An 18,167-nucleotide genomic window follows, 5' to 3' on the forward strand; every position below is an offset into this window, starting at 1 on the left:
TAAAAATAAAAATTGACGTTTCACGTTGTTTGTTTCGTTCAGTTTTCAAAGAACTACTTGGTCGCTCATTTGCGACTCCCTTATGTTAACATCTTCATCTTTCAATGTCAACTAAGTTTTTCATTTCGTTTGCCGCGCTTTGCGTTATTGCATCGGCGACTTGTTCTATATTACACCTCTAACCTACAATCGTCAACATGTTTTTCTAAAAAAATATAAAAAGGCTTATTTCTTTTAAAATAAGCCTTTTTATCCTATACCATTCTATTCGTTTATTATTTTTCTATAATTGGTAACGAGACGATGAATTGAATAATACCATCCTCATATTCTGCTCGAATACTACCACCTTGCAATTCAACAATACTTTTCGCAATCGCTAATCCAAGTCCCGACCCTTCTGTTACTCTACTTCTAGACTGATCTTTCTTATAGAAGCGTTCAAACAAACTCCCTAACTCTTCTCTCGTAAACTCTTCACTATGGTTCGCAATTACAATTTGTATATCCCGGCGCTGCCTTTGAAGAGAAACTTTTATCTCTCCATCATCTTTACTATACTTAATTGCATTCATTAATAAATTATCAAATACACGGACCATCTTTTCCGAATCAACCGCTGCATAGGCACGTTCCTCAGGAAACTTCTTAACAAACGTAAGTCCATGCTCTTCCGCCTGGGGTACTAACTCTTCTATTAATTGCTCGAGTAACTCATTTATACAAACTTCTTGTTTTTCCAATATAACTTGCTCATTTGTTAACTTCGTATACTCAAATAAATCTTCTATTAAATTCTTTAACTGCTCCGACTTCGCAAAAGCAATTCTCGTATACTCATCATGTTGTTCTTTATTCTCATATTTAGAATCTCGAAGTAATCGTAAGTAACCCATAATAGAAGTAAGTGGTGTACGTAAATCGTGAGATACATTCGTAATAAGCTCGTTCTTTTGCTTCTCTAATTTACGTTCCTTTTCTATATTATTCATAAGCTCTTCTGCCATATTATTAATATTCTCAGTTAAAGACGCAATCTCGTCTTCACCTTTTTTCTCAATGCGGTACGCTAAATTGCCTTTTTCTATTTCCTTTACACCTTCTGCCATCGCTTCAATTTGCTTCATCTTTCTCTTTGTTATATAGAAGAAAGAGAAAATGAATACGAGTACACCAATTAAAAATGGGAATGGTCCTTCTTGTGTATCATATATTACTTCACCTTCCGGAATCCCACTAACAAACATGTATAAATTCTTATCCTCTATTGTAATAGGCGCAAAGGCTATAAATTCTTTTCTCGTACTTTCAAATTCTTTTCTACCATTCATATAATTAATCGCAAACGATGATGCATTACGAATTGTATTATGCAAATCAATTTGTTCTTCTTGTGCCTGCTTCGTTTTATATAAAACTTTACCGCTCTCGTCAGTAACCAATACTTTTAAAGCTCTAGAGTCTCGTTCTAAATTTTGATTCTCTATTTCAATCATACTTGATATAGCTTCTAATTTATTTTCATGAACTGAACTATTTGCCACACTTTGCGCTTGTTGGTTAATTTGTTCCATACCAGTCCGATAATCGATCGTCGCCTCTCGATTCGCATTCTCAAAAAACGGCGCTGCTGCCTTTGCTGACAAAAGCCCTAATAACGCACAAGCAGTGAACGCAGTAATAAGTTGAATCCGCACACTCCGTTTCACACTCTTCACTAGCTTTCCGATTAACTCTCGAAATTTCCTAACATAAGTAAATGGATTAAATATCTTTTTCAATCTTATACCCCACTCCCCATACTGTTTTTATATATATTGGCTTCCTTGGATTCTCTTCAATCTTTTCACGCACTTTCCTAATATGAACCATTACCGTGTTATCCGACTGGAAAGACCTTTCGTTCCAAACCTTTTCATAAATTTGTTCCGCGCTAAAGACCATACCAGGATTACGAGCTAGTAATTCTAAAATCGAAAATTCCCTTGGCGTCAGTTTCACTTCTTCTCCATCCACAATAACTTTGTGGGTTGAGATGTTTATTTTCATCTCTCCAATTTCTAACTCGTCCTCATTTTGAATAGCGAAACCATTCATTTTCATATAACGACGTAACTGAGATTTAATTCTTGCGATTAACTCTAACGGGTTAAATGGTTTCGTTACATAATCATCTGCACCTGTTGTTAATCCTAAAATTTTATCCATATCTTGCGTTTTCGCAGAAAGCATAATAATTGGCATTTCTTTCGATTCTCTTACTTTCATACACATATGAATACCATCTACTTTCGGCATCATAATATCTAATACGACTAAATGTACTTCATTTTCTTCTAGTAAACGTAATCCTTCTTCTCCATCCCCTGCTTGCAACACTTTATATCCTTCATTCTTTAAATAGATTGTAATAAGATTCCTAATTTCTTTTTCATCATCTACGACAAGTATTGTTTCGGTTGCCACAATATCTCCCCCATCACTTTTTTAATCCCTAACTTCTATTATAGGAAAACTTCTGAAGAAAAACGCTCGGAAATCCTTAAGATTTTCTGAAGACGCAAAAAAGGTCTAGACTCCCCTTAAGTCTAGACCTTTCAAAAACCCCTTTTATTTACGAACGTAGATGAAATATAGTACGAATAAAACTCCCATAACATACATAATTGGATGAATCTCTTTACGGCGACCACTTACTACCATTGTAATTGGATAGAAGATAAACCCGATTGCAATCCCTGTCGCAATACTATACGTAAGTGGCATTGAAATGATTGTAAAGAATGCTGGTACTGCAATCTCGAATTTCTTCCAATCAATTTCGCCTAAAGATGAAACCATCAAGATTCCTACAATAATTAAAGCTGGTGCCGTTACAGCTGGTGTTACAACGCTTAATAATGGCGAGAAGAATAGTGCCAGTAAGAAGAATCCTGCCGTTACAACTGCTGTAAATCCAGAACGTCCACCCGCTGCTACCCCTGCAGAAGATTCAATGTAAGACGTTGTTGTTGATGTACCTAAGATCGCACCGATTACAGTTGCAATCGCATCTGCGAATAACGCTTTTCCTGCACGTGGTAATTTATTGTTCTTCATTAATCCAGCTTGATTCGCAACTGCTACAAGTGTACCTGCTGTATCAAAGAAATCGATAAAGAAGAACGTTATAATAACAATCACCATTTGAACAGTAAAAATGTCTCCAAAGTGCGTTAATGCCACACCGAACGTTGGTTCTAGACTCGGTATTGCTCCCACTACAGCTTTCGGAGTATCAATTAATCCTGTCGCTACTCCTAAGATTGCTGTAAGAATCATACCGTAGAACACGGCACCATTAACTTTCTTAATCATGAAGATGATTGTCGTAACAACCCCGAAGATTGCTAGTAACGTTGTGCCCTTTGTTAAATCCCCCAACCCAACAAGAACAGCATCATTTTTCACGATAATTCCGGCATTTTGGAATCCAAGGAAGGCAATGAACAATCCGATACCTGCCGCTACTGCAAACTTTAACTCTGATGGAATTGCATTAATGATTTTTTCACGAATACCTGAAGCTGTAAGAATAATAAAGATAATACCTGACATTAACGTTCCAGCAATTGCTGTTTGCCACGGAATACCCATCGTTAATACTGCCGTATAAGCAAAGAACGCGTTAATCCCCATACCTGGCGCCAAAGCAATCGGATACTTCGCGAAAATACCCATAATTAACGAACCAATCGCTGCCGCTAATGCTGTAGCAACGAATACTGCACCTGGATCCATTCCTGTACCTGCTGGTAACCCTTTAACATTTCCAAGTGACAGCGTAGCAGGATTGACAAATAGTACATAAGCCATAGATAAAAATGTCGTTAAACCCGCTATGAACTCTGTTTTATAATTTGTGCCGAGTTCATCAAACTGAAAATAGCGTTTCATCTTACGTTTCCCCCGTTATATGATTACTCGCCGTAATCTCCCTAGCCCTCTTTTATCTATTAAAAATAAAAAAGGCTTCCATTGCATATACATGGAAGCGTTCTATGAATAAAGACAAGTTTCCCCTCACCTTTATCAAAACGCCTCGTAGTCAAGCCATTTACGGTAGCTAGGTAGAAACTTTCGGGCCATATCCCCGATATTATACGACGGCATAATATTCACTTTTCGTTTGAATTACATACTCATATTAACTCGCATAGGTGATTTTGTCAATTAAAAACGAACATTTTAACAAACTTTTATATTTTTGTTCGTATTAAGGGTAAAACTACAAAAGATCCATCTATGCATGTGCAATAGATGGATCTTTTGTATAATACTATTCCCACTCAATCGTTGCTGGTGGCTTACTCGTTACATCATACACGATACGGTTAACGTGCTTTACTTCGTTTACGATACGTACAGAGATTTTCTCTAATACATCCCAAGGGATACGTGCCCAGTCAGCTGTCATACCGTCGATAGATGTTACTGCGCGGATACCTACTGTGTAATCGTAAGTACGCTCGTCACCCATAACACCTACGCTACGCATACCAGGAAGCGCAGTGAAGTATTGCCAAATTTCGCGATCTAAGCCTGCTTTAATAATTTCTTCGCGTAAAATCGCATCAGATTCACGAACGATTTCTAATTTCTCTTCTGTGATTTCACCTAATACACGAATACCAAGACCCGGTCCTGGGAATGGTTGACGCCATACGATTTCATCAGGAATTCCTAGTTCTGATCCTAATACACGTACTTCATCTTTAAATAAAGTGTTTAAAGGCTCAATTAATTTGAACTGCATGTCTTCTGGAAGTCCACCAACGTTATGGTGAGATTTAATTGTTTGTGCAGTTGCTGTACCACTCTCAACGATATCTGTGTAAAGTGTACCTTGTGCCAGGAAGTCCATACCTTGTAATTTAGAAGCTTCATCATCAAATACGTAAATGAATTCGTTACCGATGATTTTACGTTTTTGCTCTGGATCTTCTACACCTTTTAACTTGTTCATGAAGCGCTCTTTTGCATCCACTTTAATAACGTTCATATGGAAGCCTTCGCTGAATGTTTTCATAACACCTTCCGCTTCACCTTTACGAAGTAAACCGTGGTCAACGAAAATACATGTTAATTGGTCGCCGATTGCTTTATGAATTAACACTGCTACAACAGAAGAGTCTACACCGCCGCTAAGTGCGCATAGTACTTTTTTGTCTCCAACAGTTTCACGGATTTTCTCTAATTCTACTTCGATAAAGTTCTCCATGTTCCATCCTTCAGAACAACCACATGCGCCGAATACGAAGTTTTTAATTAAATCGTTACCGTGCTCAGAGTGACGTACTTCTGGGTGGAATTGTACACCGTATAAGTTTTGCTCTTCATTGCTCATACCAGCAATTGGACAAGACTCACTTGTTGCATCTACTACGAATCCTTCAGGTAAACCAGTTACTAAGTCGCCATGACTCATCCATACAACTTGCTCTTCTGGAAGGTTCGCATATAATTTTGATTCGTTCTCTACTTTAAGAACAGCTTTTCCGTACTCACGGTGGTTTGCACGTTCTACTTTACCACCAAAGTGTTGTGTCATAAGCTGCATACCGTAACAAATACCGAAGATCGGTAATCCTAGTTCAAAGATTTTTTCATCACAATGTAATGCGCCTTCACCGTATACACTATTTGGTCCACCAGAGAAGATAATCCCTTTTGGATTCATTGCTTTAATTTCTTCCGCAGTAATTGTATGTGGATGAAGTTCACTGTATACACCGAACTCACGAATTCGACGTGCTATTAACTGATTGTACTGACTCCCAAAATCTAAAACGATAATTGTATCATGCTGCTTCTTCAAAATAATCACCCCAACGTTAGTTCTCGTATATAAATATTTTCACCAATTTGGCGAAAAGCATTACCAATATAATAAAAAAAGCCAGTCCTCCGCCTCTAGTCTCATAACAAAGAAAAGGCAGGGGTCTGGCTTTATAAAGAAAGATAGTCTTCCGCTCTTTATAAATATAAGACACACTGCCTTCATAGTCAGGTTGTTTACGGTAACCCGGTAGAGACTCTCAAACCTTATCTTTGAGGATATATGAAGGATCGTTTTATATTATCTTCCTAGATTCTAACAATGAAGTATCGATATGGTCAAGAGAGAAAGCGACAAAATTCTACAGAAATTCATTTCCTTTTCTAAAAAACATCCATTTCTATATAGAAATGGATGTTTTTTAGAAAAGGAATTACATCATACCACCCATGCCAGGCATTACTGGTTCAATCGGTTCTGTTTTGTCAGCTACTACAGCTAAAGTCGTATCATCAGTTTCTTCCTATTTTTTTACCTATCCGTATAAAAATTTCATCAACCTGTTCTAGCTCTTACGCTGACATAAATACAACTCAAACAAAAGAGTTAATAGACAATATAAAAGCCTATGCAAGTTATACATAAGCTTTTTGTTATTCACGATTAGCTATTTTTCAAGTCCTAAGTCTTAAAGCAATTATTAATAAGATTAAATATAATAATCAGGGTTTTCGTCCATTTTAATTAAAAACTCTTCTAAAGAATCCGCTATTTTTATGTTCTCAGAGTAAATGGGACACTGTCCTAATTCATTTTCTTCTTTAAATTTAATTGTTAAAAAACTAATTTCCGTAATTTCGAAAAACACCAATGATTCTTCATCGTCTGTATCATCTAAGTTTGGATTATGTTCATAAATATCCTGTCTTAAACGAAAATCCGCAACTGAAATTGGGTCCATAAATCTATTGATTAAATTTCTGTTGGTGTTTAAAAATCCATAGCCAATTTCTTCATAGAAACGTTTTAGTTCTTTAGGGAACTGCATTTTTAACAAATCCTCTGCTTCTGCTATCTCTTCTTTTGGTAAAGGGTAAAGAATAGGGGTTTGATTAGATTTAATGCCTTCGTCTGCTACAATATGCTTTTTCAAAAAATCAAACATTGCTTATTTACCTCCATTATTTATCATTTAAAGATTTCCCTTGAAATTGTATCTTTTGCATGGATTCCACCTTGATGTTCATCAGGATATCTAGCTGGATGTATATTCCACCATTCATGTTCCCCGCCATATGCATTTTCTACCAAATGATGTGCATCATACGGTCTATCAACTCTTCTTAGTACTCTACCCCTTCTTGAAAGGATTTCTTCTTCATAAGTAGGCCATTTTTGCTCTGTCTTAAGTTCCCATTCTTTAATTAAATCTTCTCGCAGTCTATTAAATTCTTCTCTTCTCGCTGCTACTCCTTCTTTACTTAGTCGTTCATAACCATTATTTTTTAAAGATTCCTGTAGTAATTCCTTTTGGTTTTCAGGGATTTTCCTATTTGTAATTTCTTCTACTTGGCTAATGTATTCTTGGAATCTAGGTGTATTTAAATTACCAGGGTCAGCAAACATAAATGTATTTCGTGCTTCTTCTAAAGAATTAAAAGAAGTTTTTGGAACATCTCTAAAATCACCAGCATAAGCAAAGGGGTCTCTCATTTGTAATTTATTTGAAAAATGAGAAATACTCTGTTCTGTTTTTGTCCCTAATGTAGTTACTTTCCCTACTCTACTTATTCCTTTATCACCAAGCCAGCCCAAGCCAAGTCCCATAAAAATACTTGTTCCCCATTTCGTACGACTTTCCGCATCACCATGCCAAAAATCATTCATAAATGAATCCGAAACAGTATTCCAAGCGGTAGAAACTGTCTCTATAGGGTGACCTATAGCATACTTAATATTTTCCTTTGTTACTGTATCGTCTAATGAATCAAATCCTTCTACAATCTCCCCAATAACTTGCCCAGAGCCAACGTATATACCATCCCAAATTTTTCTCAGCATAGATTTTTCAGAGGGTTTGTCGCCCATTGCTCCTGCTTCTATCTTTTCATTAGATAAACTTCCATCAACTAAATTACCATCATACAGTTCATCAGCATTACGAAACTTTTCAGCAGCATGCATTAGTTCTTCTGCAATCTTATCAAATTCCCTAAACACATTAAACATTTGAGGTTTTGTTTCATTAAACATCTGATAAAATCTTTGACTCGTTGCACCATTCCACATTGCAGCTACGTATTCCGTTTGGTTATATAAATCTTTATGTATTTGTTCTAACCTATTTTTAGTTTCAAGAACAAGCTTCGCTGACTGTTCTAGCCGTTCTGGCGTAACCTTTATTTGCGTCATGCTACCCCTTCTCCATACAATATTTTACACAAAAATTATATCACGTGAAGCTATTTCACCGTACTAAATATTCGGAATTTACTAACAAAAAATTATCCCCCCCTTTTTTTAAGAAGTTGAAACGCCGCTGTCTAAATAAACACGAGAATCCTATCAAAATATAGCTTCTCTTATTAACTTTCTCTTTACAAAATCAAGTATCCCTCTCACTTTTTCAGGATGATTTACTCCACGTAAATGCCCAAATACACTGTAACTTCGTATTTATTATTTTAGCTGTATTACTTTTATCTTGGAATAACGTAAATAGCTTTTCACATAAAAGACTTTTAACTTCTTCAACATTCAAAATGTCATTATCGTGACATTAATCAATAAAACCACCTAAGAGAACCTTATAATTTTGAATATTTACCTCCGTTGTATTTCGAAACTTACAGTCTTCCAGAAATTCTTGGTATGCAAACTTTAATAACACAAAAAAGACTACCTCCTCTCATCAAGGAAGTAGCCTTCTACTAATTAACTATTTATACATTGCACAGCTTCACAGAGTGATGCTTATTACATCATTCCACCCATACCGCCCATGCCCATGCCGCCCATGTCAGGCATTGCTGGTGCATTTGGTTCTGGTTTGTCAGCTACTACAGCTTCAGTTGTTAAGAACATAGCTGCAACAGATGCTGCGTTTTGAAGTGCAGAGCGAGTTACTTTAGCTGGATCTACGATACCAGTTTCAAGCATGTTAACCCATTCGCCAGTAGCTGCGTTGAAACCAACGCCTACTTTTTCGCCTTTTAGACGCTCTACAACTACAGATCCTTCTAGACCAGCGTTGATTGCGATTTGACGAACTGGCTCTTCTAGTGCACGAAGTACGATGTTGATACCTGTTGCTTCGTCGCCTTCAGCTACGATAGAAGCTACTTTTGTGTATACGTTCATAAGTGAAGTACCACCACCTGCAACGATACCTTCTTCTACTGCTGCACGAGTTGAGTTAAGTGCATCTTCAATGCGAAGTTTGCGCTCTTTTAACTCAGTTTCAGTTGCTGCACCTACTTTAATTACTGCTACGCCACCTGCAAGTTTTGCAAGACGCTCTTGTAATTTTTCACGATCGAATTCAGAAGTAGTTTCTTCTAATTGCGCACGGATTTGACCGATGCGAGCTTCGATTTGTTGTGTATTTCCGATACCTTCAACTACAGTTGTGTTTTCTTTCGTTACAACAACTTTACCAGCGCGTCCTAAAGATTCAATTGTAGCAGATTTTAAGTCACGGCCTAATTCTTCAGTGATTACTTCGCCACCAGTTAAGATTGCAATATCTTCTAGCATTGCTTTACGACGGTCACCAAATCCAGGAGCTTTAACAGCTACTACATTGAATGTACCACGAAGTTTGTTCACTACTAATGTAGCTAACGCTTCGCCTTCTACATCTTCAGCAATGATAAGAAGTGGTTTACCTTGTTGTACCACTTGCTCTAATACTGGTAAGATTTCTTGAATGTTAGAAATCTTTTTGTCAGTGATTAAGATGTATGGATTATCAAGAACTGCTTCCATTTTGTCAGAATCAGTAATCATGTAAGGAGATGCATATCCACGATCAAATTGCATACCTTCTACTACGTCTAATTCTGTTGTGAAACCTTTAGATTCTTCTAAAGTAATAACACCGTCGTTACCAACGCGCTCCATTGCTTCAGCGATTAATTGACCTACTTCTTCGTCAGCAGCAGAAATAGCAGCTACTTGTGCGATAGAAGATTTACCTTCGATTGGTTTAGAAATCGTTTTTAATTCTTCTACTGCAGCAACTACAGCTTTTTCGATACCTTTACGAAGGCCCATTGGGTTCGCACCAGCTGTTACGTTTTTAAGACCTTCACGAATCATAGCTTGTGCTAATACAGTTGCAGTTGTTGTTCCGTCACCAGCTACATCGTTTGTTTTGCTAGCAACTTCTGCTACTAATTTTGCACCCATGTTTTCGAATGCATCTTCTAATTCGATTTCTTTTGCGATTGTTACACCATCATTTGTAATAAGTGGTGAACCAAATTTTTTCTCAAGAACAACGTTACGACCTTTTGGTCCAAGCGTTACTTTTACTGCATTTGCAAGAGTGTCGACACCGCGAAGCATCGAACGACGTGCTTCTTCACTAAATTTAATATCTTTTGCCATAATAATTGACCCCCTTGGATTTTTTAAGATTTATATAATTAACCGATAACTGCTAGAATGTCACTTTCACGTAAAATCAAGTAGTCTGTACCTTCATATTTCACTTCAGTACCTGCATATTTTGAGAAGATGATAAGATCACCTGCTGCTACCTCTAAAGCAACACGCTCACCATTTTCAAGCACTCGACCAGTACCTACTGCAACAACTTTACCCTCTTGTGGTTTTTCTTTTGCTGTGTCTGGTAATACAATACCACTTGCTGTTTTTTCTTCCGCTTGAACAAGCTCAATTACAACGCGATCACCTAATGGCTTTAGCATGAACAATAACCTCCTCATTTTGTTATGTAAATTTTATTTATTAGCACTCAGGTCACCCGAGTGCTAACACACTTATAATAATAAATAATCTCAATTTCTTTTGCAAGTAAAAAAATCATAATTTTTTCGCAAATTCAGTTATACACTTTTCTATATAGAGTCTCTCTTCTTCTACCTTTACCATATGAATCGTTGTTTCCACTACTCGTATGTTACAATATGAAAGGACACCCTAAGTTGTTTTCGCTACACACACAACTTTCTCCTGTCTTCTATTATAATTTCAAATAAGGATTTACAAAAAAAACATAATTTAAGTAAGGTTTATATCGTAGGTAGCATATTTACATGTTATCCTACCTTATCTCATACACTAGAGTTAGAAAGGATGGTTAAACCATTTGAAAAAACAATATTGGTGGGTTATCGTTACATACATTTTAATGCAGTTATCATCAATTGCTGGATTACCACTTCTCCTGAAAACTGGACTTTATGATAACAGGGGATTTACTAGGGAAGAGAAATTTCAACTCATAACTGGTCACTGGGCAATCATTAGCTTCTTTATTGCATTATGTATCGTACTTTGGTTACTTAGAACAGATATTCGTGACAGACATTTAGATACAAAGCGTTCTACTGTTCCAGCTACGATTGGTTGGATTTTTATCGGGTTCTTCTTAGCATTTTTCTCGCAAAGTATTGCCGGTATGATAGAAATGCGTTTATTAGGAATTAAACCTGGATCTGAAAATACAGCAAGACTTATGGATATCGCAAGAACGACACCTTGGTTCCTTATTGTTATATCTATAATAGGACCTATTTTGGAAGAAATCGTATTTAGAAAAATTTTATTCGGTACACTTTATAAGAAGTTTAACTTCTTTATTGCTGCTATTATTAGTTCTCTCGTATTCGCAGCAATTCATTTTGATTTCACTCACTTATTGGTATACACTTCTATGGGACTCGTATTCGCCTTTTTATATGTAAAAACGAAGCGTATTATCGTCCCTATCGCAGCTCATGTTGCAATGAATACATTAGTTGCAGTTGCTCAAGTTTTAATGAGCAATGAACAAATTCAAGAAATGATTAAAGAAGCTGAAAAAATGCAAGGCTTTATCGGAGGATTTTTATGAGAAACTCACCATTGTTCATGGCTGCATTGTACTTCCTACTAGGATGTATCTTTACCCGCTTCGCCATTACGAACGTAACAGATACAATCTGGAATATGTGGACAATACTATTTGCAGTTATGGCAACAATTGATTTTAATTTGGCACTTCGCCTTATCTTAGTTAAATTCACAAAGAAAAAACAATAATAAAACGCAGAGGTCGCTTCCTCTGCGTTTTATTGTGGATAATTCTTTAAAAAGTAAACAAGTGTTTGTAACTCTACTGCTAAATCAATATGATGAATTCTTATATCGTCTGACACATTTAAGCGTGCTGGTGTGAAATTTAAAATACCATGCACACTAGTTTCAGCTAATCTATCTGCTACAGATTGTGCTACTGTAGCTGGTACTGTTAATATTGCCACTTGTATATCAGTTGATAGACGTTCTTCTAATTCATCTAAATGATATACAGGAATGCCCCCGATTTCTGTTCCAACTTTCTCTTCACTAACGTCAAACGCCATTTCAATTTTTGTATTATTGTTTTTCGTGAAATTATAATGTAAGAAAGCGGTCCCTAAATTACCTACTCCAATAAGCGCTACACGTGTTATATCATCTTGGTCGAGTGTTTCACGGAAAAATGATAATAAATAATTTACGTTATATCCATATCCTTTTTTCCCTAACGCCCCAAAGTATGAGAAATCTCTTCGAATAGTTGCGGAATCAACCTTTACCGCTTCACTTAATTCGGCTGATGAAACACGTTGCTTACCAGACAGAGATAAGTTTTGGATAAATCGATAGTATAGAGGCAATCTCTTAGCAGTGGCTTGTGGAATTTTCTGCTGCTCCATATAACCTCTCCTCTCTTCCTATCTTTATTCATATGCTTTAATCAAATACAGAAGTTTAGCACTTATTAAATTCCTTGTATAATAGAAAGAAGAAGTATTCTCTCTGTATTTTAAACTATACACTATTTTTAGTATGATTGAGAAATATAAACATGGCAAAGTTAAGAAATTATTTGAGGTGAAAACATTGATTTTATTACAAGTAAACGCGCTTTCGAAATTATACGGTGCAGAAACGATTCTTGCAAACATAAAATTGGAAGTTCAAACGAAAGATCGCATCGCATTAGTCGGACGAAATGGAGCCGGAAAATCTACGTTATTAAAAATAATAGCTGGTGAGCTATCTCATGATGGTGGCGAAATTATAAAACCGAAAGATGTCTCAATCGGATACTTAGCTCAAAATACCGGTTTAGAAACGTCTTTAACAATTTGGGATGAAATGTTAACCGTCTTTACACACTTGCAGCAAATGGAGACAAAACTTCGAAGGCTAGAGCAAGAGATGGGAAAAGAAGAAAACTTTTCAAACGAGGCTATATATGAAAGGTTATTAACTGATTATGACCAATTGCAATTAGATTATAAAGATCAAGGTGGCTATCAGTACGAAGCAGATATCCGTTCGATTTTAAGCGGTCTTGGCTTCCCAGTTGAAACGCACCAGACGACGATTTCTACATTAAGCGGCGGACAAAAAACACGCTTAGCTCTCGGTAAATTATTATTAACGAAACCAGACTTACTTATTTTGGACGAGCCTACAAACCATTTAGACATCGAAACATTAACATGGCTTGAACAATATTTACAAGGCTATCCTGGCGCAATACTAATTGTTTCTCATGACCGTTATTTCTTAGATAAACTCGTTACACAAGTATATGAAATTTCGAATAAAGAAAGCAGACGATTTGTTGGTAACTACAGTAAATATTTAGACTTAAAATCAGCATTATACGAGCAAGACATGAAACGTTATGAAAAACAACAAGATGAAATAGCTAAGCTTGAGGACTTCGTTCAAAAAAATATAGCTCGTGCATCTACAACAAAACGTGCGCAAAGCCGTCGTAAACAATTAGACCGAATGGAATTATTAACAAGACCATTAGGTGATTCAAAGTCAGCATCCTTCCACTTCGATATTGAAAAACAAAGTGGAAATGACGTTTTACAAGTAAAAGATGCAACTATCGGCTATGATGAGGATCCAATTATTGAACATGTAACGATGCGCTTAACTCGCGGGGATAGCGTTGCTTTAGTTGGTCCAAACGGAATCGGGAAATCCACATTGTTAAAATCCATTGTGAATAAGTTACCACTATTACATGGTGATGTTTCTTTCGGATCCAACGTCTCTGTTGGTTATTATGATCAGGAACAAGCTAACTTAACATCTTCTAAGCGTGTTTTAAATGAGCTATGGGACGAATATCCATTGCAGCCCGAAAAAGAAATTCGCACGATACTAGGTAACTTCTTATTCACAGGAGATGATGTACTTAAGCCAGTATCTTCTCTTAGTGGTGGACAAAAAGCTCGATTAGCTCTGGCGAAACTTATGATGCAAAAATCAAATTTATTAATTCTCGATGAGCCTACGAACCATCTTGATTTAAATAGTAAAGAGATTTTGGAGAATGCTTTAATTGATTATCCAGGTACCCTTCTATTCGTGTCACATGACCGCTACTTTATTAATCGTGTAACGACAACTGTTGTTGAGTTATCAACAGAAGGTGCACAGGAATATTTAGGTGATTACGATTACTATGTGGAGAAGAAAAATGAAATGATTGAACGCGCAGCATTTGAACAACAAGAACAGCAAGAACAGCAAGAAAACCAAGCACCTGTTCAAAAAACTGTAGCTCAAGAAAAATTAAATTATCTCGAAGAAAAAGAGCGTAAACAATTAGAACGTCAACGTACTCGAAAAATTGAGGAGCTAGAACAAAATATTGTACAATTTGAAGAAGAAATTGCTACGTTAGAAGATCAACTTTGCTTACCAGAAATATATGCAGATTATGAAAAGGCTAGTGAAATTACAACGAAAAAACAAACACTACAAGAGCAACTTGACGCTTGTATGACAGAATGGGAAGAGTTGCATTTATAAGAAGTATGAATAAGAAGGATGTCTCATAAGTCGGGATTTTTGACGATGCGACATCCTTTTTTATCTTCGAGTATGGATGAACGCCATGTTGTATAAACAATTCGACACGACATACCGATTTACCGACAAAGTTTGACAACGTTAGCGCACCCCTATAATAAGGGCACATTTCAAAATGTTTTTTAGAGATATCTTCTCGCTTTTTATTTCCCGAAAAAGAATACATTCAAAGGTCAGACTTCATCTAATTTATCCACAAGTTTATACACATATCCACCTTTATAAAATAAACCTCAAAATAACTTTTCCACATTATCCACAATTAATTAAAAAGTTATTAACATTTTATATACACAATAAAACCCACATTATCAACAGATAATATGGGTTTTATCCACAAGCTGTGGTTAATTTTGTGTATAACTATGCTTCAATATCTAATCCTGGATTTGCATTTAAAGCTAATGTAGCACGTTTTCCTTGTTCATATGCAATTGTACCAGCCGCTGCAATCATCGCTGCATTATCTGTGCATAAAGATAAAGGAGGAATAATTAGCTCCACGTTTTCTTTTGGTGCAAATTCTGCTTCTAAACGCGCACGAAGTCCTTTATTTGCAGCCACTCCACCAGCAAGAAGCACTTGCTTTACGTTATAAGCATCCGCTGCACGAGAAGCTTTCGTTACTAATACGTCAATTACACTCTCTTGGAAACTTGCTGCTAAATCTTCCGGTGCAATTTCTATTCCGCGCTGTTTTGCGTTATGCACAGTGTTGATAACTGCTGATTTCAATCCACTGAAACTGAAATCATACGAATCCGGTTCTAGCCATGCACGAGGCAAATCGATTGTCGGTTCTCCTTCATGTGCAAGGCGATCAATATGAGGTCCCCCTGGATATGGCATAGATAACGTACGAGCTACTTTATCATATGCCTCTCCAGCTGCATCATCTCTTGTTTCACCAATTACTTCGAATGAACCATGTTCTTTCATATAAACAAGTTCTGTATGTCCACCAGACACAACAAGTGATAGTAGTGGGAATTGAACTTCTTTTACTAAACGGTTCGCATAAATGTGGCCAGCGATATGATGAACACCAACTAGAGGGATATCATGTGCAAATGCCACTGCTTTCGCTGCGTTTACCCCTATTAGAAGTGCTCCTACTAAACCAGGTCCTTCTGTTACAGCAATTGCATCAATATCATCAAATGTGATATTGGCTTCTTTTAAAGCTTCTTCTAACACAACTGTAATTTCTTCTACATGATGACGAGATGCAATCTCTGGTACAACTCCGCCAAAACGTTTATGACTTTCAATTTGTGATGCAACGACATTCGCAATAATTTCCGTTCCATTTTTAACAACCGCTACTGCTGTTTCATCACAACTTGTTTCAATACCAAGTATAATCGTATTTTTTTCCATTATATATTCACCCACATTACGAGACCATCTTCCTGATTGTCTGCATAGTATCGTTTACGAATTCCACCATTTTGAAATCCGTATTTTCTGTATAACTGTTTTGCTACTTCATTTGATACACGTACTTCAAGTGTCATCGTTTTTATCCCTAGAGTTTTTGCTTCGGAAATAACTTCTTTCAATAAAGCATCCCCTAGCTTTTGACCTCTGTATTCTGGCAAAATAGCTATATTTGTTATATGTGATTCATCAATAATTATCCACAATCCACAATACCCAATTACACGACCATCTTTTTCTAGCACCACATAATGTGCATGTTCATTCATCGTTAACTCACGGTGAAAGGCATCTGCAGTCCAAGGAGTTGAAAAAGATGATTCTTCAATAGCTACAATTTGAGCGATATCATCGAGTTCCATCTTTCTAAATATCATATCCATCTTCTGCAAGCTCCTACTTGTTTTGACTTTCTAACCACTTTGTTTCAGCTTCAGCTAAACGAAGGTAACTAGGAACAAATGAATGTACATCTTGTTCTTCTTTTTGTAATCCTAGGAACGCTAACTCACTTGGTCTTGGGTTATTTTTAGTGAAAGGAGCAAATACAGCTTGATCGCCTAAATGTTCGATAATCGTTTCTTTGTGCAACTTAACATCGTTACCGATAAATAAAACGGGCTTTCCTTTATCTTTTAACATTTGCAACCAGTCTACAATAAGGATGATTCGGTCTTCTTCTATAGAAGTTACATTATCTCCTTCGTATGTATATAACCCAGTATAAATTTGTCCACGTCTTCCATCAAATAAAGGACAGATCAATCCATCAAAATTAGCACCGTTTGCAGCCACTACTTCTAAACTTGATACACCTACAATTGGTATTTGAAGTGACCAAGCTAATGTTTTTGCAGCTGTCACACCTATACGAACACCTGTATATGATCCAGGACCAGCAGCTACAATAATTTTAGTTAATTCTTTCGGTTTTACACCGCATTCTTTTAACAGTTGTTCTACAGCTGGCATCAGACGTACAGAATGGTTTTTTGTTAAGTTTGTAATAATTTCCCCAATTACGTTTCCTTCCTCAATAAGGGATACACCCATTACGTAATTTGAAGTATCAATTGCTAGTACTTTCATCTTGTAATAGCTCCTCACATAATCTAATATATCGATCTCCAATTGGCTCGAGTACAATTTTCCTTGTATCATCTCCAGCATGGAATAAACTAATTTGTAACTTCTCATTTGGTAAAAATGCTTCTATTAAATGAGCCCATTCTACTACTGTAATTCCTTCACCGTAGAAATACTCATCAAAACCTAAGTCCTCTTCACTTTCTGCTAAGCGATACACGTCCATGTGATATAGCGGTAATCTCCCTTTATATTCTTTAATAATATTAAAGGTAGGACTATTTACAACTCTTTTCACTCCAAGACCTTTTGCTAGTCCTTTTGTGAAAGTTGTCTTACCAGCCCCTAGATCTCCTTCTAAAATAATTACATCTTGTGCCCCGACAAGTCCACCTAGTTTTTCTGATAATCTTTGTGTTTCCTCAGAAGATTTTGTTGTTATTTCATATTTACTCACAGACTTCACCTACTTTACTCACAATGTTCTCTGCTCTTTATTATACAGGTTTTGAATATATAAAAAAGTCCTTAGGAGTTTTCCTAAGGATAGTTTGACTGTCTTTATTAGTTTTTTGTTAAAACAAATAAAAAAATACGAAACAACTTGTTTCGTTCTTTTCTTTATATAAAATGGCGGTCCCGACCGGGGTCGAACCGGCGATCTCCTGCGTGACAGGCAGGCATGTTAACCACTACACCACGG

The 18,167-nt window shown here is 36.5% G+C and carries 16 protein-coding genes and 2 riboswitches; of the genes, 3 read left to right on the forward strand and 13 right to left on the reverse strand.

Annotated features, from left to right (window positions below; translation table 11 throughout):
• Nucleotides 1-275 precede the first annotated feature (275 nt).
• The 8 genes from FS742_RS26755 to groES form a co-directional block, all read right to left on the reverse strand.
• Entirely contained in the window at nt 276-1,781 is a 1,506-nt protein-coding gene (locus tag FS742_RS26755; RefSeq protein ID WP_144616392.1) for a sensor histidine kinase, read from the reverse strand.
• Nucleotides 1,765-2,466 (reverse strand): response regulator transcription factor, encoded by a 702-nt coding sequence (locus FS742_RS26760; RefSeq protein ID WP_097820315.1) that lies wholly within the window; start codon nt 2,464-2,466, stop codon nt 1,765-1,767. The genes FS742_RS26755 and FS742_RS26760 overlap by 17 nt, the downstream gene beginning before the upstream one ends.
• 144 nt (nt 2,467-2,610) lie before the next feature.
• Nucleotides 2,611-3,936, reverse strand: a complete 1,326-nt coding sequence (locus FS742_RS26765; protein WP_000833097.1) for an NCS2 family permease — start codon at nt 3,934-3,936, stop codon at nt 2,611-2,613.
• Between the two features lie 128 nt (nt 3,937-4,064).
• Nucleotides 4,065-4,166, reverse strand: a riboswitch (purine riboswitch).
• A 152-nt stretch (nt 4,167-4,318) separates the two neighbouring features.
• Nucleotides 4,319-5,857 carry a glutamine-hydrolyzing GMP synthase gene (gene guaA / locus FS742_RS26770; RefSeq protein WP_141523870.1) on the reverse strand — a complete coding sequence of 513 codons (1,539 nt, stop codon included), beginning with the start codon at nt 5,855-5,857 and terminating at the stop codon, nt 4,319-4,321.
• Between the two features lie 165 nt (nt 5,858-6,022).
• Nucleotides 6,023-6,124, reverse strand: a riboswitch (purine riboswitch).
• A gap of 403 nt (nt 6,125-6,527) precedes the next feature.
• Nucleotides 6,528-6,983 (reverse strand): SMI1/KNR4 family protein, encoded by a 456-nt coding sequence (locus FS742_RS26775; protein ID WP_144616394.1) that lies wholly within the window; start codon nt 6,981-6,983, stop codon nt 6,528-6,530.
• A 23-nt stretch (nt 6,984-7,006) separates the two neighbouring features.
• Nucleotides 7,007-8,230, reverse strand: a complete 1,224-nt coding sequence (locus tag FS742_RS26780) for a WXG100 family type VII secretion target (RefSeq protein WP_144616395.1) — start codon at nt 8,228-8,230, stop codon at nt 7,007-7,009.
• 564 nt (nt 8,231-8,794) lie between these two features.
• Nucleotides 8,795-10,429 (reverse strand): chaperonin GroEL, encoded by a 1,635-nt coding sequence (groL, locus tag FS742_RS26785; protein WP_144616397.1) that lies wholly within the window; start codon nt 10,427-10,429, stop codon nt 8,795-8,797.
• Between the two features lie 38 nt (nt 10,430-10,467).
• Nucleotides 10,468-10,752, reverse strand: coding sequence for a co-chaperone GroES (gene groES / locus FS742_RS26790; RefSeq protein WP_000917311.1), 285 nt, complete (start codon nt 10,750-10,752; stop codon nt 10,468-10,470).
• A gap of 401 nt (nt 10,753-11,153) precedes the next feature.
• Here groES and FS742_RS26795 point away from each other — a divergent pair, with 401 nt between their 5' ends.
• Together FS742_RS26795 and FS742_RS26800 are read left to right on the forward strand one after the other, a co-directional pair.
• Complete coding sequence (locus FS742_RS26795) at nt 11,154-11,900, forward strand: CPBP family intramembrane glutamic endopeptidase (RefSeq protein WP_144616399.1); 747 nt, start codon at nt 11,154-11,156, stop codon at nt 11,898-11,900.
• Entirely contained in the window at nt 11,897-12,088 is a 192-nt protein-coding gene (locus FS742_RS26800) for a YdiK family protein (protein WP_001246201.1), read from the forward strand. The genes FS742_RS26795 and FS742_RS26800 overlap by 4 nt, the downstream gene beginning before the upstream one ends.
• Nucleotides 12,089-12,117: 29 nt before the next feature.
• Here FS742_RS26800 and FS742_RS26805 read toward each other — a convergent pair whose 3' ends face one another.
• Nucleotides 12,118-12,747: a redox-sensing transcriptional repressor Rex gene (locus tag FS742_RS26805; protein ID WP_144616400.1), complete on the reverse strand. Its 630-nt coding sequence runs from the start codon at nt 12,745-12,747 to the stop codon at nt 12,118-12,120.
• 187 nt (nt 12,748-12,934) lie between these two features.
• Here FS742_RS26805 and FS742_RS26810 point away from each other — a divergent pair, with 187 nt between their 5' ends.
• Nucleotides 12,935-14,878, forward strand: coding sequence for an ABC-F family ATP-binding cassette domain-containing protein (locus FS742_RS26810; protein WP_222124851.1), 1,944 nt, complete (start codon nt 12,935-12,937; stop codon nt 14,876-14,878).
• A gap of 423 nt (nt 14,879-15,301) precedes the next feature.
• Here FS742_RS26810 and tsaD read toward each other — a convergent pair whose 3' ends face one another.
• From tsaD to tsaE, 4 genes are read right to left on the reverse strand one after another with little or no spacing between them, the layout of a single operon-like run.
• Complete coding sequence (gene tsaD / locus FS742_RS26815) at nt 15,302-16,318, reverse strand: tRNA (adenosine(37)-N6)-threonylcarbamoyltransferase complex transferase subunit TsaD (RefSeq protein WP_144616404.1); 1,017 nt, start codon at nt 16,316-16,318, stop codon at nt 15,302-15,304.
• Nucleotides 16,318-16,761 carry a ribosomal protein S18-alanine N-acetyltransferase gene (rimI, locus tag FS742_RS26820; protein ID WP_144616406.1) on the reverse strand — a complete coding sequence of 148 codons (444 nt, stop codon included), beginning with the start codon at nt 16,759-16,761 and terminating at the stop codon, nt 16,318-16,320. Before rimI ends, tsaD begins: the two co-directional genes overlap by 1 nt.
• Nucleotides 16,762-16,774: 13 nt before the next feature.
• Complete coding sequence (gene tsaB / locus FS742_RS26825; protein WP_144616408.1) at nt 16,775-17,467, reverse strand: tRNA (adenosine(37)-N6)-threonylcarbamoyltransferase complex dimerization subunit type 1 TsaB; 693 nt, start codon at nt 17,465-17,467, stop codon at nt 16,775-16,777.
• The gene (tsaE, locus tag FS742_RS26830) at nt 17,448-17,921 is read right to left on the reverse strand and encodes a tRNA (adenosine(37)-N6)-threonylcarbamoyltransferase complex ATPase subunit type 1 TsaE (protein ID WP_061679603.1); all 474 of its coding nucleotides are present in this window, start codon (nt 17,919-17,921) and stop codon (nt 17,448-17,450) included. Before tsaE ends, tsaB begins: the two co-directional genes overlap by 20 nt.
• Between the last annotated feature and the right edge of the window lie 246 nt (nt 17,922-18,167).

Source organism: Bacillus cereus (genome assembly GCF_007678085.1).
GTDB classification, from domain to species: domain Bacteria; phylum Bacillota; class Bacilli; order Bacillales; family Bacillaceae_G; genus Bacillus_A; species Bacillus_A cereus_BE.

Excerpts from the sequence above, each read along its gene's own strand:
- FS742_RS26765 (WP_000833097.1), bottom strand. The coding sequence starts at position 3,936 with ATGAAACGCTATTTTCAGTTTGATGAACTCGGCACAAATTATAAAACA.
- FS742_RS26800 (WP_001246201.1), top strand. The coding sequence starts at position 11,897 with ATGAGAAACTCACCATTGTTCATGGCTGCATTGTACTTCCTACTAGGA.
- FS742_RS26775 (WP_144616394.1), bottom strand. The coding sequence starts at position 6,983 with ATGTTTGATTTTTTGAAAAAGCATATTGTAGCAGACGAAGGCATTAAA.
- FS742_RS26780 (WP_144616395.1), bottom strand. The coding sequence starts at position 8,230 with ATGACGCAAATAAAGGTTACGCCAGAACGGCTAGAACAGTCAGCGAAG.
- FS742_RS26805 (WP_144616400.1), bottom strand. The coding sequence starts at position 12,747 with ATGGAGCAGCAGAAAATTCCACAAGCCACTGCTAAGAGATTGCCTCTA.
- rimI (WP_144616406.1), bottom strand. The coding sequence starts at position 16,761 with ATGGATATGATATTTAGAAAGATGGAACTCGATGATATCGCTCAAATT.
- tsaD (WP_144616404.1), bottom strand. The coding sequence starts at position 16,318 with ATGGAAAAAAATACGATTATACTTGGTATTGAAACAAGTTGTGATGAA.
- groL (WP_144616397.1), bottom strand. The coding sequence starts at position 10,429 with ATGGCAAAAGATATTAAATTTAGTGAAGAAGCACGTCGTTCGATGCTT.
- tsaB (WP_144616408.1), bottom strand. The coding sequence starts at position 17,467 with ATGAAAGTACTAGCAATTGATACTTCAAATTACGTAATGGGTGTATCC.
- groES (WP_000917311.1), bottom strand. The coding sequence starts at position 10,752 with ATGCTAAAGCCATTAGGTGATCGCGTTGTAATTGAGCTTGTTCAAGCG.